Source organism: Bradyrhizobium sp. LeoA1Lang, from assembly GCF_055413685.1.
Genome location: NZ_JBVAPG010000007.1, coordinates 21,235 through 35,717, shown reverse-complemented (window position 1 = coordinate 35,717; position 14,483 = coordinate 21,235). Strand labels below are relative to the sequence as shown.

10 protein-coding genes are annotated in these 14,483 nt (G+C 64.0%); 4 read left to right on the top strand and 6 right to left on the bottom strand.

Annotated features, from left to right (window positions below; genetic code table 11):
• Positions 1–138 precede the first annotated feature (138 nt).
• A complete protein-coding gene (locus ACZYOF_RS04210) occupies positions 139–1,581 on the top strand; it encodes an FAD-binding oxidoreductase (protein ID WP_463714900.1) in 1,443 nt (480 codons plus the stop codon).
• Positions 1,582–1,722: 141 nt separating this feature from the next.
• Here ACZYOF_RS04210 and ACZYOF_RS04205 read toward each other — a convergent pair whose 3' ends face one another.
• The 5 genes from ACZYOF_RS04205 to ACZYOF_RS04185 all read right to left on the bottom strand — a co-directional run bounded on the left by ACZYOF_RS04205 (position 1,723) and on the right by ACZYOF_RS04185 (position 8,646).
• Entirely contained in the window at positions 1,723–2,505 is a 783-nt protein-coding gene (locus tag ACZYOF_RS04205) for a CarD family transcriptional regulator (protein WP_394569648.1), read from the bottom strand.
• A 403-nt stretch (positions 2,506–2,908) separates the two neighbouring features.
• Positions 2,909–3,247 carry a ferredoxin FdxA gene (gene fdxA / locus ACZYOF_RS04200; RefSeq protein ID WP_130584213.1) on the bottom strand — a complete coding sequence of 113 codons (339 nt, stop codon included), beginning with the start codon at positions 3,245–3,247 and terminating at the stop codon, positions 2,909–2,911.
• 150 nt (positions 3,248–3,397) lie between these two features.
• Complete coding sequence (locus tag ACZYOF_RS04195; RefSeq protein ID WP_394569649.1) at positions 3,398–3,667, bottom strand: RNA-binding S4 domain-containing protein; 270 nt, start codon at positions 3,665–3,667, stop codon at positions 3,398–3,400.
• 29 nt (positions 3,668–3,696) lie between these two features.
• On the bottom strand, positions 3,697–7,185 hold the full coding sequence (locus ACZYOF_RS04190) for a helicase-related protein (RefSeq protein ID WP_463714899.1): 3,489 nt from the start codon (positions 7,183–7,185) through the stop codon (positions 3,697–3,699).
• 609 nt (positions 7,186–7,794) lie between these two features.
• A complete protein-coding gene (locus ACZYOF_RS04185) occupies positions 7,795–8,646 on the bottom strand; it encodes a DUF3108 domain-containing protein (RefSeq protein ID WP_463714898.1) in 852 nt (283 codons plus the stop codon).
• Positions 8,647–9,013: 367 nt separating this feature from the next.
• On the opposite strand from ACZYOF_RS04185, the gene rpmB reads away from it, so the two are divergent.
• Positions 9,014–9,319, top strand: a complete 306-nt coding sequence (gene rpmB / locus ACZYOF_RS04180) for a 50S ribosomal protein L28 (protein WP_130583826.1) — start codon at positions 9,014–9,016, stop codon at positions 9,317–9,319.
• A 141-nt stretch (positions 9,320–9,460) separates the two neighbouring features.
• Here rpmB and ACZYOF_RS04175 read toward each other — a convergent pair whose 3' ends face one another.
• Positions 9,461–11,323, bottom strand: coding sequence for a COG3904 family protein (locus ACZYOF_RS04175; RefSeq protein WP_463714897.1), 1,863 nt, complete (start codon positions 11,321–11,323; stop codon positions 9,461–9,463).
• Between the two features lie 247 nt (positions 11,324–11,570).
• On the opposite strand from ACZYOF_RS04175, the gene ACZYOF_RS04170 reads away from it, so the two are divergent.
• Positions 11,571–12,848 carry a T6SS phospholipase effector Tle1-like catalytic domain-containing protein gene (locus ACZYOF_RS04170; protein ID WP_463714896.1) on the top strand — a complete coding sequence of 426 codons (1,278 nt, stop codon included), beginning with the start codon at positions 11,571–11,573 and terminating at the stop codon, positions 12,846–12,848.
• Positions 12,849–13,178: 330 nt separating this feature from the next.
• Positions 13,179–14,378, top strand: coding sequence for an ABC transporter substrate-binding protein (locus ACZYOF_RS04165; protein WP_130577707.1), 1,200 nt, complete (start codon positions 13,179–13,181; stop codon positions 14,376–14,378).
• The last annotated feature ends 105 nt before the right edge of the window (positions 14,379–14,483 follow it).

Below are 14,483 nucleotides of genomic sequence, written 5' to 3'. Positions count from 1 at the left end.
GTCGAACGGACGGCAAAAGACGTTTCTGCGCTACCTCGGCTGTGAATGACAGCTATCAGCGGCGCCCGCCTCTTTATTGATCTCGGCCAGAAAATGCTGGCCCGAAAAACAGTCACCGCTAGTTACGGAGGAGATGCCATGACGGAGATCCGGCTGGCCTCGCTGCAGGGCGGGGCGATTGCGTTTGCAAGCGATGCGATAGATGCCTTTCGGCAAACATTGCGGGGCGATGTCTGCCTGCCCAACGAGCCGGGCTACGAGGAGGCACGCACGATCTGGAATGCGATGATCGACCGCCACCCGGGCGCAGTCGTACGCTGCAAAGGAGCTGCAGACATCATGCGCGCCGTGCGGTTTGCGCGCGACCACGGACTCTTGCTCGCCGTGCGTGGCGGCGGTCACAACATCGCAGGCAATGCCGTTTGTGAAGGCGGGCTGCTGATCGATCTTTCGCTGATGCGTTCGGTCCGGATCGATCCGCTTAACCGCACTGCGCGCGTAGAGCCAGGCGCAACGCTTGGCGAATTCGACAAGGAGGCGCAGGCTTTTGGCCTTGCCACCCCCCTCGGCATCAACTCGACGACTGGCGTTGCGGGATTAACGCTGGGCGGCGGCTTCGGCTGGCTCAGCCGCAAGTTGGGGCTTGCCGCTGATAACCTCATCTCGGCCGACGTGGTGACGGCCGACGGCGGACTCGTGCGGGCGAGCGAGGCCGAGGACGCTAACCTGCTCTGGGCGCTGCGCGGAGGCGGTGCCAATTTCGGCGCGGTGAGCTCGTTCGAGTTTCGCCTGCATCCGGTCGGCCCAATGGTGTTGGCTGGACTCATCATCCATCCCTTTGCACGGGCGAACGAGCTCCTTGCGGGCTACCGCGACGTCGCCGCCAAGGCGTCGGACGAGCTCACGATCTGGGTGGTGCTCCGACAGGCGCCACCGCTGCCATTCTTGCCTGCCGAGATGCACGGCAAGGAGATCGTCGCGTTCGCCGTCTGCTACACGGGTGGCGAGGACGAGGGTAACCGCGCCCTGGAACCGTTACGCGCGCTTGGGGAGCCGGTTGCCGACGTGATCGGCATGCAGCCCTTCGCGAGCTGGCAGAGCGCGTTCGACCCGTTGCTCACGCCCGGAGCCTACAATTACTGGAAGTCGCACAATTTCACCGAGCTCAGCGACGGCCTCTTCGACACGCTCGTAAGCCATACGAAGAGCCTGCCGACCGGAGAGTGCGAGATTTTCATTGGTCAGCTCGGCGGCGCCACCAGCCGCGTGGCTGTCGACGCGACGGCGTTCCCCCACCGCGACGCCAGATTTGTCATGAACGTCCATACGCGGTGGCGTGACCCGGGCGACGAGCAACGCTCGATTACCTGGGCGCGCAAGCTGTTTGCTGAAACAGCGCCGCACGCAACCGGCGGCGTCTACGTCAACTTCATGCCGGAGGATGAGAGCGATCGCGTGTCCGGCGCCTACGGCCCGAACTACGCTCGTCTCGCGGCGCTTAAGGCGCAGTACGATCCCGGCAACCTGTTCAGGCTAAATCAGAATGTTCTTCCGGCCGCCGCACAGCGACCGGCCGCCTGACAAGGTACAGGTGATTGGTCCCGCAACTGGGCGGGCTCCAAGGCGAAGTTGGATGTAGGCCCCTCGGCCTCAATTCGCGACACTCAAACAAAAAGCCCGGCCGCTTGGCCGGGCTTTTCGCTGCAAATCTTTGCTGGCTGCTTATGCCGCCTCATCGGCGACGGTCGCGTCGTCGCTGTCGCCGTCGAGATCGTCGGCATCGCCTTCACCGTCTCCCTCAGCGCCGGCTTCTTCAGCCTTGGCCGCGCCGCGGCGCGGACTCTTGGCGAGCTGGCTCTCGATCTCCTTGATCGCTTCGGTCTCGGTCGAGTGCTGCACCACCGCGATCTCGCGCGACAGCCGGTCGAGCGCCGCTTCATAGAGCTGGCGTTCAGAGTAGGACTGCTCGGGCTGCGATTCCGAACGATAGAGATCGCGCACCACTTCCGCGATCGCGACGATATCGCCCGAATTGATCTTGGCTTCGTATTCCTGCGCCCGGCGCGACCACATCGTGCGCTTGACGCGGGCACGGCCTTTCAGCGTCTCCAGCGCCTTCTTGACCAGCGCCGGGTCGGACAATTTGCGCATGCCGACATTGGCGACCTTCGCGGTGGGCACGCGAAGCGTCATCTTGTCCTTCATGAAGCTGATGACGAAAAGTTCCAGCTTGGCGCCCGCGATCTCCTGCTCCTCGATCGCGAGGATCTGGCCGACTCCATGGGCCGGATAGACCACGAATTCGTTGGCCTTGAAGCCCTGGCGCTGGGTGACAACCTTCTTCGGCTCCTCGACGCGCGGGGCCGCAACCGGCTTCGCGGCCGGCTTGACGGCGGCCTTTGGCGCAGGCGCTGCGGCCTTAGGGGCGGTCTTGGCGGCGACTTTCGAAGCAATGGTCTTGGGAGCTGTCGCTTTCGCGGCAGTTTTGGCAGTCTTTTCTGGCATCACGCTTCTTTTGTTCTTCGAGGACTTTGTAGCCGCAGCCTTACGGGCCTCCTTCACGGACGCCCTGGCACGACCTTTGACTGCGCTGCGGGCAACTGCAGCGGCTTTCTTTGACGATTTGGAAGCACTCTTTTTACGCGTTTTCTGTGACACAGCCTGCGCGCGGAAACTGCCACGCCCCTGTTCGATGTTTTTGCGGAAACGAACGGGGCCAAGGATCGGGGATGGCCGGGTTCGGCTCTGGCAATGTGCCTAATATAGCACATTTTCCGCAAAAATCAATGATTTAGGGCCGAATCCTGCCGCCTGCAGATGCTAACGGTCATAACCCTGTCATTAGGGTTAAACGATGGCGCGATTCCCCGCCTGAATACGGTATCGATCCGGCAGGGCAGCGCGCGAATCAGTCGCCACTTCCGGGGTTCGCAGAGAAATATTTCTCGAACTTGCCCTCCTGCCCGTCGAACTCCTTGGCGTCCGGGGGCGAGTCCTTCTTCTGGGTGATGTTGGGCCAGCTCTTGGCGTATTCGCTGTTGACCTCGAGCCACTTCTCCAGGCCCGGCTCGGTATCCGGCTTGATCGCATCCGCCGGGCATTCCGGTTCGCAGACGCCGCAATCGATGCATTCCTCGGGATGGATGACCAGCATGTTCTCACCCTCGTAGAAACAATCGACGGGGCAGACCTCGACGCAATCAGTATATTTGCACTTGATGCAGTTTTCAGTGACGACGTAGGTCATCCAGGACTCCGAACCAAAGACTCCGAAAGCGGATTCATTCTTTCAGGGTTGCGTTTCAAAAATTGCGTAGCGCAGGAGAACCGCTGCTGCAAGATAAGCAAGCCGGTTCGGCGCCGTGTTTTCAGGCAACTGATCGCCTCCCCGAGATAATCACTCGGCGCGGCTCTGCAAATCCTCATACAGCACCCGTGCGGCGGTGGCGTCGCCCCGCCGCTCGGAGAAGCCGATCACCTTCAGCACGCGCACGCTGCGATCGAGCGCGATGGTCAACACGTCGCCCGGTTTGACCGCGTGTCCGGGCGTGCTCTCGCGCACGCCGTTGATGCGGACATGGCCGGCCTCGACCAGCGCGGCGGCGCTGGTGCGCGCCTTCACCACCCGCGCATGCCACAGCCATTTATCGAGACGCTGACGCTCCAATCGGCCTCATGTTCTCTGTTTGGCGCGGCTCAATCCTTGCGGTTGCCGGCGAGCTGTTCCCTCAGCGCCGCGAGTTTTGCGAACGGCGAATTCGGATCGATCGCGCGCTCGCGTTCGCGCGGCGCCGAACTCGCATATTGGCGGAGCGCCGGGCCGCTCTCGCGCCCCTTGTCGCGGCCGCCTTTGTCGCGGAAATCACGGCCGCCGCGCTCGCGGTCGCCACGGTCGCGATCCTTGCGGTCGCCGGAGAATTTATCGCGGCGGCGATCATTGTCGCGGTCGCGGCCCTTGCCCTCGAAGCGCTCGCGGCGCCCGCCTTTGTCCTCGCGCGGGGCGCCATTGCTGGCGGCTGCAGCGGCTGCTTCCGCGGGGGGCGCGTCCTCACGGGGTTTGCGGAATTCGTGATGGCGGCGGCCACGGCGCTGCTGGTCGCGCTGCGCGCCATCGGCACCTTCGCCCGCTGCGGCCGCGCCCTGCGCGCCCTCGCGCGGCTGATGGCGGTGGCGGTTGCGGTCATGGCGCGGGCGACGCTCCTCGGAGCGGCCGCCGGGGCGCCAGACTTCGACCAGTTGCGGTTCGGCCGGGGTCTCGGCTGCGGCGGGCGCGGCGACTGCTTCGGCAGGTGCGGCTTCCTCGGCACCGGCTGCAGCCTCGGCTATAGCCTCCGTTGGCATCGGCTCTGCCGACGCGTCGGCAGGGACCTCTACGGGAATGGCTGACTCCGCCTGTACTTCGGCGACTGGATCTGCCTGCGGCTCGATCGCCTCAGGCTCCGGCTGCGCTTCAGCCACCGGCTCTGCCCGCGCCTCAGTCGCTTCCGGTTCCGGCTGCGCTTCAGCGATGGGCTCTGCGGCGGCAGCCGCTGGTTCCTCGCTCGGCGCGGGCGCCAGGGTAACTTCGGGCAAGAGCGCCGCTGACGGGCTAACCTCATCGGACGCGGGCAGCTCGGCGGCTACTTCTTCCACCGGTGCCTCCGCCGCAGCCTCGGCGGGCGCTTCCACCGGCGGGGTCTCGGCGGACACTGTCTCGACCACTTCCACCGGCTTCGGCGGCGGGGGCGGGCGGCGTTCCATGCGATAGCCGAGCGCGCGCAGGACCGAGGCGAAATCCTCGCCCGCCGAGCCGGTGAGCGAGGTCATCGCCTGCGTCACCACGAAGCCGCGGCCGTCGAACGCGCCCGCGGGCTTCTCGCCGGCCGAGCCCTCGCGCCAGGCCAGCGCGGGACGGATCAGGTCCGCCAGCCGCTCCAGGATGTCGACGCGCACCGCGCGCTCGCCGCACTGCTTGTAGCCGAGCACGCGATAGGCATCGCGCGGCAGTGCCTTGTCGATCGGGAACGAGGTGCGCCCGCTCGACGCCAGATGCTGCACATTGGAGAGCGCCGAGAGATCGACATTGTCCTGCTTCTCGGCCCAGAGCAGCGAGGCCAGCGCCCGCGCCGCCGGCTTCAGGAGCTGCGGGAAGTAGATGTGATAGGCGCCGAACCGCACGCCATACTTGCGCAGCGTCGCCCGCGAGGGCTGGTCGAGATCCTTCATCTCGGACGAGATCTTGGTCCGCTCCAGCACGCCGAGCGCTTCCACGAGCTGGAACGCGATGCCGCGTGCAATGCCTTGCAGATCCTCCGCCTTCGACAGGTCGAACAGCGGCCCGAGCAATTTCGTAATATGCGTCTTGAGCCAGAGATCGAGCCGGTTCTGCACGGCCTCGCGCGGCGCGCCGGTCAGCCGCTCGTCGGAGATGATGCGCAAGCGCGGATGCAGCGCGTCGTCGGCCGCGACGAGTTTGGCCACCGCATCGCCGGTCCAGCGGATGGTGCCGTCGGAGGTCAGCACGAAGGTTTCGTCCGGTGCGGCGCTCAGTTTCTCGGCCCGCGTGTCGATCTCGCGCGCCAGCACCTGCTGCGCTGCGGCCTGCAGCGCCTTGGCATCTGAGCCCGCTTCCGCCGCGTCAGGCGCAAAAGTGAATCCGTCGAGCCGGCCGATCACATGCCCCTCGACGATGACTTCGCCGGTCTTGCCGATTTCAGTATTCAAAACAGAGTTCTCCCGCAGGCGGCGCATCAATACACTGGTACGCCGATCAACGAAACGCTCCGTGAGCCGTTCATGCAGCGCATCGGATAATTTATTTTCGAGCTCGCGCGTGATCCCCTGCCAATGTTCGGGATCGGACAGCCAGTCCGGCCGGTTCGCCACGAAGGTCCAGGTGCGCACCTGAGCAATCCGGCCCGACAGCGTGTCGATGTCGCCGTCGACGCGGTCGGCCTGATCGACCTGGGCGGCAAACCATGCATCGGGAATACGCCCCTTTTGCATCAGGAAGCCGTAAACCGTGGTCACAAGCTCGGCATGGGCAGCCGGCGACAGCTTTCGGTAATCGGGTATCTGACAAGTCTCCCATAGCCGCTCGACGGCGGTAGCGCCATGCGCCATGTCGCGCACCTCGGCATCGCGCGCGGCATGGTCGAGCACGCGCATGTCTTCCGCGATCGGCGCCCTCGTCAGCACCTCATGCGAAGGCGGCAGCGACAGTGAGACCTGCAGGCTGCCGAGCGAGGAGAAATCCAGCTTCGAATTGCGCCATTGCAGCATTTTCACGCTGTCGAAGGTGTGGTTCTGCAGCGCGTTCACCAGTTCCGGCTCGAACGGCGCGCAGCGTCCCGTGGTGCCGAAGGTACCATTGCGCGTCGCGCGCCCCGCGCGTCCGGCGATCTGCGCGAACTCGGCCGGCGTCAGGCGGCGGAACTGATAGCCGTCGTATTTGCGGTCGGAGGCAAAGGCGACGTGATCGACGTCGAGATTCAGCCCCATGCCGACGGCGTCGGTGGCGACGAGGTAATCGACGTCGCCGTTCTGGAACATCGCGACCTGCGCATTGCGCGTGCGCGGCGAGAGCGAGCCGAGCACGACCGCCGCGCCGCCATGCTGGCGGCGGATCAATTCCGCGATCGCATAGACCTCGTCCGCCGAGAACGCGACGATCGCGGTGCGCCGCGGCTGCCGCGTGATCTTGCGGTCGCCGGCGAATTCGAGCGTCGAGAGCCTTGGCCTTGTGATGATGGAGGCGCCGGGCAGCAGCCGCTCGATGATGGGACGCATCGTCGCAGCCCCCAGCAGCAGCGTCTCATCGCGGCCGCGCCGATTGAGGATGCGGTCGGTGAAGACATGCCCGCGCTCGAGATCGGCCGCGATCTGGATCTCGTCGACCGCAAGGAACGAGACGTCGAGATCGCGCGGCATCGCCTCGACCGTCGAGACCCAGAAGCGCGGCGACTTCGGCTTGATCTTCTCCTCGCCGGTGATCAGCGCGACGCTCTCGGGCCCAGCGCGATCGGCGATCTTGTTGTAGACCTCGCGCGCCAAGAGCCGCAGCGGCAGCCCGATCAGCCCGGACGAATGCCCAAGCATGCGCTCGATGGCGAGATGCGTCTTGCCGGTATTGGTCGGCCCGAGCACGGCGGTGACGCCGGCGCCGGGCGCGCGCTCATGGGCGAAGGGAGGAGAGGAAAGAGCCATGATGTTCTTGGTACTTTTCTTGGTGCTTGTCGGCCGCGAACGCTATCTCAGTTCCTCATCCTGAGGAGCGCGGAACGCACGTCTCGAAGGATGAGGTCCGGATATATCCATGCATTCCCGCTTGCCATAGGCATCGGGGGCCCTCGCCCTTCGAGACAGTCGCTCGCGCGACCTCCTCAGGGTGAGGGGGATAAAGCTGTTCATGTGCCGGCACTTCCGCAAAAAATTGTCTCACAATGCGACGGCCCCTCCGCCGCGGCTTAAGCTTCGGAACGAGTCTAGAACGAATCGCGGCCGAATCGCTGACTCCACTGCTGTTCTCCTCCGTTCACCGCAACATGTCGCGGCGGCGCTTCAGTTCCAGCACTAGATGGGGTTTGAGGATGGTCACGGCCCGGGCAAATTCCTTAAAATCGTTAAGACGCGGAGTCGAATCAGAAGCGGCAAAGAGTCAACAGGATTCCTGTTTCTCCGTCATTCCGGGGCGTCCGCAGGACGAGCTATGATGTGCTCTTGCACATCAGAGAATCCATTGGGCCACATGCACCAGCGGAGAAATGGATTCCGGGCTCATCGCTTCGCGATGCCCCGGAATGACGGTGCGCAGCCTCACTGCGTCTTCGCCACCCGCGGCGGCGTGGCCGACGTCACGAACGACGTCGCCTCCAGCATGGCCAGCCCGAACGGCGTCGGGATCTTGACGCGGTACGGGATCAGGATGCGCGTGCCCGCGATCGGCACGAAGGCGATCTCCATGTTGCGCGCTTCGGCGAGATACTTGATCACGGGACGGTCGGGGATATAGCCCGCGATCGGCGTGAAATAGATCGCACAGACCAGCGCCGGGCCCTGATAGCCCTTCTCCGCCTTGACCATTTCCACGCGCTTGAAATCGAGCTTCAAATCGTAGCGCAGCCGGCCGTCGAAAATGCCCGCGCTGGTGCGGCAGCTATCCGGGCTCATCAGTTCGCCCGTGCCCGGCACTCGCAGCAGCGAGCCGGTCATCGGATCGAACACGTTCTTCTTGTGGGCCTCGGTGACCGGGATCCGGTTCGGATCGACCGGCGGTTCCGGCTCGATCACGGTTTCCCTGATGTTGCCGCCGCCGAGCGCCATCCGGATGACCTCGGATTTCTTGTAGCTGTTGTAGTTGACGGTATAGCCCGATGCCACCAGCGCGCCATTGACCACGCGCCCCTGGGACCCGCCCACCCCGCCGGCGCCGGCAAACGCCTTGAGCAGCCCGGCGGTACCGCCCTGCGCCATCGCGGAAAAGGTGTCGTCGCCGATCTCGATGGTCCAGCTTCCCTTGCCGACAGCGATACCGGCCAGCGAGGCCTCGTACTGCGCATCCAGCCGGCCCTGCGCGAGTGCGCCCTCCGGCAACAGCATGAACAGCGCGCCGGCGCACAACAGCCAGGATTCCCTCACGGAGGGCAGAAAACTGCTGAAAATGCTCACAAACTTAACGATCCTGTCGTCGGCGCCAGAGATCATTTGGGAAGAAATGACCGGCAAGCAACGCGGGCGAAAACGGAACCACCTTACGAGCCTGAATACGCCCTTTATATGGTAGGTTAAACCGCTGAACAGCCTTGTGAACGTGCAGGTTTTGGGCTCCATAGCGTTTTACCGGCTGGCGCAAAGAAAACGTGCCGAACTAAGGGTTTCGGAGCCAGGGAACGAGGCTCTGAAAGCTATAAAACCTTGACGCTTTGCGGCTCACCCCCTATACGTCCGCCGTTCCTGGAAAATGGACGTTGAATTGGACCCCCGCCGCGCGCGGCGCGCGCTGTTGGTTAAGCGGGGATGGAAGAGGATTTGAACAATGTCGCGGCGCTGTGAACTGACGGCCAAGGGCCCGCAAGTGGGCCACAAGGTGAGCCACTCGAACATCAAGACCAAGCGGCGTTTCCTGCCGAACCTCTGCAACATCACCTTCCAGTCGGAATCGCTCGGCCGCAACATCCGCCTGCGCGTCTCCTCGAATGCGATCAAGAGCGTCGACCACAACGGCGGCCTCGATGCGTTCCTTCGGAAGGCGAATGCGGCACATCTCTCGCCGCGCGCGCTTGAGCTGAAGCGGCAGATCGAGAAGAAGCAGGCAGCGGCTGCGGAGAAGAAGGCGAGCTGAGCGTAGACTCGGTTACGCCAGCTTAACGGCTCAGAGTTTCGAATGGCCGGCTCGAAGGAGCCGGCCATTTTGTTGTGAACGGCTGCACCCGGGACTACTCGGTATGCGCCCCGGTCTAAGCAGTCGAAACACTCCGCTTCGCTACTTCGCCGTGCCCTCGCCGGCCTTCATTCCGTCCGACGCGGCATCCGGCGTCAGCCGCTTCATCACGTCGGCCGGAATCTGCACGGCACCGGGCGGCGGAAACACCGATGGCGACGCGGGTGGTGCGGTCAGCGCCCAGGATGGGCTGCGCGTCGATGGCGGAGGCGATGCGAGCTCAGGCGGCGGCCCTATGATCAGGGTCACTACCTTCTCGCGCAGCAATTCGTCGGGTTCGGGATACCACATGCCGCTTGGCGGCATGACATTGGCGCGTTCGGCGAAATTGCGGCTCAGGCCGAGGCTCTGCAGGCGCGTCACCTCCTCGGCGATCGCGTCGCGGCGCTGGCGGGCGGTCATGCCGAGGAATGTCGGCTGGTGGAAACCGAGCAGTGCGTCGTCGTTCATCATGCGCTCCTTGCCGCCGAGAAACACGATGGTGCAGGCGGACAGGCATCTTTCCGCGACCGACGTCGACAGTCCGCGCGCCTTGATCATGTCAGACATCCTCTGCGCTTCGCGGATGCGGCCGCCGTTCGAATTGAGCACCACCCACTTCACCTTGCCCGCATCGAGCAGGTTTTGAAGCTCGTCTGCGACGCCGAAGGTGATACCGCCGGTGAATTCCAGCCCCTCGCCGTCCGCCACCACCTCGAACTGATGCGGGCCGACCAGCCTGTCGTCCACGACGTATTCGTAAGTACCGGCAAGCTGCGGCCCGGTCATGAACAGGAGATCATAGGCAAGGCGCAACACGGCCAGCACTATCATCGTCTTGGCGGCGCCGCCCCAGAACCCCCGGCCGCTTTCGATGTAGCGTGTCGCCGAGCGCCAGATGCCGACGAACTGCCATACCGTGAACAGAAGGCTCAGCAGCAATACCCCGGCGACCGCCGCCAGCCACGCCAGCGGATGCGCGTCCGCATAGAAAACGACGGCGGCCCTGAACATGCGGGTCATGATGGCGACAACGATTCCAAGAATGGTGCCGTTGACCCAATAGGCGATTGGCAGGGAGAGCTGGCCGCGCCAGTGCCGCACGAAATAGCTGCCCGGCAGCGGCAATGGCGGCGGCACAAGCGGGCCGACGACGGCAAGCGGGATCAACGCGCCACTCGTATCGAGGCGTAGCACGCTGGTTGCCGCGAAGCGGTCATAGTAGGCCTCCCTGCGACTGACGATCGCGGGGATTGCCTGGGTCAGCGCGATCAACACGGCCACGGCGGGTGCAAAAGTGTACACGGTCGACCACACCCGACCGATCTGTTCCGGGTCGCTCATCATCAGCCACCGCAGCGATTCCCAGATGACAAGCGGGAACAGCGGCAGCGCCTGCGCGGCATAGCGCTTGCCGACCGCCGCAAGTGCCGGCGGACGCCGGCCGCTGACGGCATCCGCGAGGCGAATGCGGCAGATCCGGCGGCCGGGCGTGCCGCGGCCAAGATCGAACCAGAAACGCAACAGCAGCAGGACCACCACCATCACGCTGTCAAGCGTCGGCCCAATGAACGGTTTGCCCTGCTCGTCGAGCAGATGGAGGATCTGCCTCACCGTCACCGCACGATCCTGCTGAACCTCGGAGATCGTGAGAATGCGCGCCGAGGTGAGCGAAAACACGCCGTGCGAACAAGCGGTGATCGAAGCGACCTTGAAGCCGATCGGCAGTGCGACGCCGTCCGGCACCGCATCGAGGTTGTCGCAATAGCTCAAGGCAAAGCCGCTGACATACTGCACCCGCCCACCAGTCAGCGGAAACAGCGCATAAGCCAGCAATTGCACGATCAGCGCGACGATGACGGCATCGATCAGCCACGCCAGCGCGCGGCGCCAGAAACCGCAGCGCTCGAACCTCACGCCATCCATGAAATCCGTCAAACCAAATCCGCCAAACAAGACGTTCGGGATTAAGCTTTGTCCCCTGCCACCACGTAAGATCTACTACTTGCCCCGGCTTGGTTGTCTTGACAAGTCACCGCAACCGCAAATTCGGAGAATCGTTCGTGGGGGATCGCGTTGCGCTTGCGCCGGACGCACCGATCGCGGGCAAGCGGCGTCATCCAAATTCCCGAATCTGCGCTATACTCGCTGAGGTAGCAGGGGAGGGCACGCCATGCGAAACATCGTGATTTGCTGCGATGGGACCGGGAACGAGATCAACGAGAACATTTCCAACGTCCTGAAGCTCTATCGCTGCCTGCGCAAGACGGAGAAGACGTCGCCGCGGCAGTTCGTCTATTACGATCCCGGCGTCGGCACGCTGGCGCGGCCGGATCCGTGGCGCAAGCTGAAGCAGGATTTCAATGCGATCCTGGGGCTCACCACCGGCTACGGGCTCGATGACAATGTGCTCGCGGCCTATGAATTCCTGGTCCACCATTACCAGGACGGCGATGCGGTCTACCTGTTCGGCTTCTCGCGCGGCGCCTATACCGTGCGGGTGCTGGCCGGGCTGATCCACAAGATCGGGCTGATCTCGCCGGAACAGGTCAACCTCGCCGGCAGCGGGCTCACCGCCTACAAGCAGTTCTCCGATGACGGCAAAGCGGGCACGGACGCCAGGCTGCAACGGCCGGCGAGCGACGAGTTCGGGCCGCTGCCGAAGGACCGCTACGACAATGCGGCGCAGTTCGCGCGCATTCTCTCCGTGCGCTGGCCGACCATCCGCTTCGTCGGCGTTTGGGATACGGTCGCGAGCGTCTTCGTGCCGAGGCCGGACCGGCTCTATTGGCCGAGCCTGGAAGAGCTCGCCTTCACGCTGCACAATCCGAGCATCAGGATCTTCCGCCAGGCGATCTCGATCGACGAGCGGCGCTGCATGTTCCGCCTGAAGAAGTATGACGAGCCGCAGCTCTTCTTCAGCAACCGCTTCATCCCCGATGAGAAGGCCGAAGCTCAGGACATTTTGCAGGTGTGGTTCGCCGGCGCGCATGGCGACATCGGCGGCGGCTATCCGGAAGCGCAAAGCGCGCTGTCGAAATATCCGCTGCTCTGGATGTTAGAGGAGGCCACGAAGTCCGGGCTCACGGTGAACATGCAGATGGTGAAGCAGCTCGCCTGGGGCGTGCAGCGCAGGGGCAGCCCGTTCACTTACGTCAAGCCCGACGTCGCGGGCGAGATGCACGACCCGATGACCTGGGGCTGGCGCATGATGGAATACCTGCCGAAGAAGGCCACCTACAAGGAATGGCCGGAGCGCAAATCGCATTTCGGCTTCTACATCCCCGACGCCGAGCCGCGGCTGATCCCTGATGATGCCGTGATCCACGAATCCGTGATCAAGCGCATGGACGCGGTGAAGGACTATCGGCCGATCAACCTGCCGAAGCAGTACAAGACCTTCCCAATGCCGGAAGCGCCGACCGAGCAGGCCCCGCCGGAAGCGGCGTGAGGTGTGGCGCCGTCGTCTCCGGCTCGACCCGCAAACCGCGCTTGTCATTCCGGGGCGTCCGAAGGACGAGCCCGGAATCCATCGGGCCGCAGGCGTAGACGGCGAAATGGATTCCGGGCTCGCGCTTCGCGCGCCCCGGAATGACGGGCGCAAGCGTAATTCCTTCCCGCGGCATGCGCCGGTAATCGCATGCATCCGCCGCGACGCAACCTCCCTGCCCGCGCGCTTGTCACGGTCTCCGCCGGCTGGTTTGCTCATCGTGTCGACACGCCGCGCGTGCGGCGGGCTCGATCCGACAACAAGCAGAACAAAGAGCAAGGGAGAGAGACAATGAAATGGCAGGCGCTCGTCGCGATTGCGGCGCTCGTGACATCGGCGGCCGCGGCGGCGGAGAAGAAATATGGTCCGGGGGTGACCGACACCGAGATCCGGCTCGGCCAGACCTCGCCCTACAGCGGGCCGGCCTCGGCCTACAGCGTCATCGCGAAGACCCAGCTCGCCTATTTCAAGATGATCAACGACAAGGGCGGCCTCAACGGACGCAAGATCAACCTGATCAGCCTCGACGATGCCTACAGCCCGCCCAAGACCGTGGAGCAGACCCGCAAGCTGGTCGAGCAGGAGGAAGTGGCCGCGATCCTCAACCCGCTGGGCACGCCGACGGGATTGAGCGTACGCAAATATCTCAACGACAAGAAGGTGCCGCAGCTCTTCGTCGGCGCCGGCGCGACGCTGTGGGGCGACCACGAGCACTTCCCCTATTCGATCGGCTTCCAGCCTTCCTACCAGGCCGAGACCGCGGTCTACGCAAAATACGTGCTGAAGAACAAGCCGGACGCGAAGATCGCGCTGTTTTACCAGAACGACGACGCCGGCAAGGATTACGGCAACGGCTTCAAGAAGGGGCTGGGGCCGGAGCACGCCAAGATGATCGTGGCGGAAGCGACCTATGAATCCACCGATCCGACCATCGACAGCCAGATCGTGAAGCTGAAATCATCCGGCGCGGACGTGCTGTTCATGCATGCGATCCCGAAACAGGCGGCGCAGGCGATCCGCAAGGTCGGCGAGATCGGCTGGAAGCCGGACATGTTCTTCCTGGCCGCGACCTCGACCTCGGTCTCCTCGGTGCTGAAGCCCGCCGGCTTCGACCATGCGAAAGGGATCATCTCGTCCTACTCGCTGAAGGATCCGAACGATCCACAGTGGAAGGACGACAAGGACGTCCAGGAATGGCTTGCGTTCATGAAGACCTATTTTCCTGACGGCAACATGCAGGACCAGCTCATCGTCTACGGCTATGTCGTGGCGGAAGCAACCGTGCAGGTGCTCAAGCAGTGCGGCGACGAGCTGACGCACGAGAACATCATGAAGCAGGCCGCCAATCTCGACGTGACGCTGCCGATGTTGCTGCCCGGCATCAAGCTCAGGACATCACCGACCGATTACTTCCCGATCGAAGCCATGCGCCTGCAGCGCTTCAATGGCGAAACCTGGGAGCTGTTCGGCGAAACCATCGGCAATGATTGAGTGAGCGCAGCCGCGTAGGGTGGGCAAAGCGTAAGCGTGCCCACCATCGACACTCCGCTCGTGGCGGTGGGCACGCTGCGCTTTGCCCACCCTACGACAGATGCA